General features: G+C 35.3%; 1 protein-coding gene. It reads left to right on the top strand.

Annotated features, from left to right (window positions below; all coding sequences use genetic code 11):
- Window positions 1-2865, top strand: a 2865-nt coding sequence (locus tag ABD816_RS21995) for a non-ribosomal peptide synthetase (protein WP_344931053.1), incomplete at both ends; no start/stop codon positions are given.

Below are 2865 nucleotides of genomic sequence, written 5' to 3'. Positions count from 1 at the left end.
CAGCTACCGCATCTTATGTAGCCCCACGAAATGACATTGAAAAACAACTGGCTGAGATCTGGCAAGAATTACTGGGAGTAGAAAAGGTTGGAATACACGATAATTTCTTTGAACTTGGAGGACATTCCCTATTGGCTACCCGTATAGTTTCAATGATACGTAAAGCCAATGAAGTAGAACTATCGGTTCGGGATATTTTCCTTTACCCGACTATCTTGGAATTGTCAAATCACATCGAAGGACATTCTAAAGGAGTTACACTCCCTGAGATCGTTGCACAAGTCCGTCCAGAACGTATCCCACTATCTTTTAGTCAGGAACGTTTATGGTTCTTAGATCAATTGCAGGGTAGTTTAGAATACCACATCCCTGTTGTATTGCGTTTAGAAGGAGATCTGGATGTATCGATATTAGAGCAGACTTTGCAAGGAATCGTTTCTCGTCATGAGATACTACGTAGTTTACTTATTTCAGAAAACGGAATAGTTCATCAAGAGATTATCAGTGCGGAGGATTGGTCATTAGATAGAGCAATAGTATCAAATGAATCGTTATTAGAAAATAGTCTACACGGCTATTTGAAGAGTCCTTTTGATTTATCAAAGGATTATAAGTTTAAGGCTTGTTTATATACTTTAGGTAATGATCAGTATGTATTGGCTGGTGTATTCCATCATATTGCCAGTGATGGTTGGTCTGGAGGTATCTTAATTCATGAATTTATAGAGTTGTACAGTGCTATACAATCAGGTCATTCAGCGGTTCTACCAAAGTTAAGCTTACAATATTCAGATTATGCTATTTGGCAGCGCAAGTATTTAGAAGGAATTATTTTAGAGGAACAGTTATCGTATTGGGAAGCTAAATTGAGAGATGTAAGTACATTATCATTACCTATTGATTATGTTCGCCCTCCTATACAGAGTAATGAAGGGGCTAGCATTTCTTTTGAATTGGATCAGGAATTAGGTTACTCAATAAGGTCTTTATGCCAAGAAGAAGGAGTTACGTTATTTATGTTTTTATTATCTGCCTTCAAAGTTTTATTATCTCGTTATAGTGGTCAGGATGATATTTGTGTAGGGACCCCTATTGCTAATCGTACGCAATTGGAGTTAGAGGGTATGATTGGCTTTTTTGTCAATACACTAGCCCTTAGAAGTGATTTGAGTGACGATCCTAGTTTCAAGGATTTATTGGTAAACGTAAAGCAAACAACATTAGAGGGTTATGATCATCAGTTGGCTCCTTTTGAGAAGGTTGTTGATCGAGTAATTACTACCCGAGATATGAGTATGAGTCCATTGTTTCAGGTGCTGTTTGTGTTACAGAATACTCCTCAAGCATCTGAAAAAATAGACTTACAAGATATTACGATTTCAGATTACGAGTTTGATAGAGTTACTACTCAATTTGATTTGATATTGAGTGTGTCGGAAGAAGAAACGGGTATTTTATTGGATATGGGGTATAGTATTACTTTGTTTGATAAGATTACTATCGATCGAATGTTATTGCATTATCAAAAGTTGTTGGCGAGTATTGTAAGGGATATCACCCAACCGATAGGTAGTTTATCGATGCTTACTACAGAAGAAAAAACTCAGTTATTAGATGTTTTTAATGACACTGCTATTGTATATCCAAAAGATAAAACAATAATTGATTTATTTAAAGAACAGGTAAGAGAAACTCCAGACGGGATCGCGATAGTTTATGAGGGTAAATCAATGACTTACAAGGATTTAGATGATAGATCGAATCAGTTGGTTCATTATTTGAAATCGGTAGGTGTAGTTAAGGATTCCCGAGTAGCTATCTTATTCAATAGAAGTTTTGATATGATTATAAGTATCTTTGGTATCCTGAAATCAGGTTGCGCTTATGTTCCTCTGGATCCCTCATTTCCATCTAATCGATTATCTTATATACTGAATGATTCAAGTGTGAATTTTCTTATTTACAAAGAAGAATCTTTATTATCAGGTTTATTAGCTTCTAAATGTGAATTCATAAACATATCATTATCAATTAATTATGAGTCTTCAGGAAGTTCATATGAAAGAGAACTTGATTCGATTGCTTATGTCATGTATACTTCAGGAACAACAGGAGTTCCTAAAGGAATTCTTATTAGTGATAAGAATGTAGTTACTCTTGTTAATGATCCATCTAGTAAGATTTCAATTAATTTTTCAGATCGAGTACTTCAATGGTCTAATTATGCATTTGATGGTTCGACATATGAAATTTTTGGAAGCCTTTTAAATGGAGCCTCTCTTTATTTGATAGACAGTTCAACAGCTTCAGATGCAAGAGTTTTATCCCAAGTTATAAATAAGAATAAATTGAGTATTATCTTTATCACGACAGTCTTGTTTAATTCTTTGGCGGAGTATGATCTATCCTTATTATCTAATTTGAGACTGTTGCTATTTGGAGGAGAAAAAGTTTCAGTATCTCCTGTCCGAAAGATGTTATCAGCATTAGGTTCGAATAAGATACTTCATGTTTATGGTCCTACAGAGACAACGGTATACGCTACTTGTTATTCAGTTTGTTACATCCCTAATAATGAAGAGACAATTCCAATAGGTAGTCCTTTCAACAATACAAGTCTTTATATTTTAAATTCTAGGCAAGAATTATTACCAATTGGAGTAATAGGTGAATTATGCATAAGTGGTGCTGGTTTGGCACGTGGGTATCTCAATCGTCCCGATCTGACCAGAGAAAAATTCATCGACAATCCATTTAGCGATGATTCCGGTTCGCGTTTATATAAGACAGGGGATCTTGCACGTTGGTTGCCAGATGGTAATATTGAATTCATAGGTAGAAAGGATGATCAGGTAAAGATTCGTG

Origin of the sequence: Aquimarina addita (assembly GCF_039539305.1) — a bacterium.
GTDB lineage: Bacteria > Bacteroidota > Bacteroidia > Flavobacteriales > Flavobacteriaceae > Aquimarina > Aquimarina addita.
This window is presented reverse-complemented; position numbering and strand designations above follow the sequence as displayed.